A 1,014-nucleotide genomic window follows, 5' to 3' on the forward strand; every position below is an offset into this window, starting at 1 on the left:
GCAGGCATTTGTAGCACAGCATGGAGCAGACAAAGAAAATAGCAAAATTAAGTTTCTTGCTAATGGAGATATTTCTGCTAACTCAACCGATGCTATAAATGGTTCGCAACTTTATTTGATGAGTAATCAGCTTGCTGCATATTTTGGTGGTGGCGCTGGCTATAATAATGGAGAATGGACTGCTCCTACTTTCAAGATAGCACAATTCAAGGCTGACGGGAGCTCTGGTGAAAAGAAGGATTATCATAACGTTGCCAGTGCTTTTGACGGCGTAAGTGAGAGTATGTCTAAGATAAACGACCGTATTCAAAGTGTTGAAAACAATGTCTCGTCCAATGGTTTAAATTGGAATGAGCAGAAAAAAGCTTATGACGCTAGCCATGATGGTCAACCAAGTAAGATTATCAATGTAGCAGATGGTAAAATTGCAGAAGGTTCAAAAGATGCAGTCAATGGTGGACAGCTTTGGGAAACCAACGAACGTATCACTGGCGTTGAAAAAGATATTAAGCATATTGAAAACAGAGTCGACAATATTTCCACTACGGTTACGAATATTGGTGAAACGGTTTTCAATATTGAAGACAGAGTTGATAATATTGAGAACACGGTTAATAATCTTTCTGATGGTGCAGTTAACTATGATAAAGATGCTGATGGTAAAAAAACCAATAAGATCACTCTAAAAGGTGGCAACGAAAGTGAACCTGTTATGATTGATAATGTTGCCAATGGTCGCATTGAACAAGGTTCGAAAGAAGCTGTGAATGGTGGTCAACTACATGATTACACTCAGCAACAGATGAAAATTGTTCTCGATGATGCAAAAAAATATACGGATAGTCGGGTGGATAATATTGTTATTAATGCCATTGATGATGCTGTTGATCGGTCTGACCGATATACAGATATGAAGTTTAATATTTTAAGTTATGACATTAAGAGCGTACGGAAAGAGGCAAGGCAAGCAGCCGCCGTTGGTCTAGCAGTATCCAACCTACGTTACTTTGACGA

Annotated in this window: 1 pseudogene; it reads left to right on the forward strand. The window is 38.8% G+C overall.

The annotated features are described in order from the left end of the window. Positions 1 to 1,014: pseudogene (locus tag ACFINX_RS10175) on the forward strand (hypothetical protein); the annotation flags it as partial.

This window comes from Bartonella sp. AP36NXGY, assembly GCF_042195865.1.
Taxonomy (GTDB): Bacteria; Pseudomonadota; Alphaproteobacteria; order Rhizobiales; family Rhizobiaceae; genus Bartonella.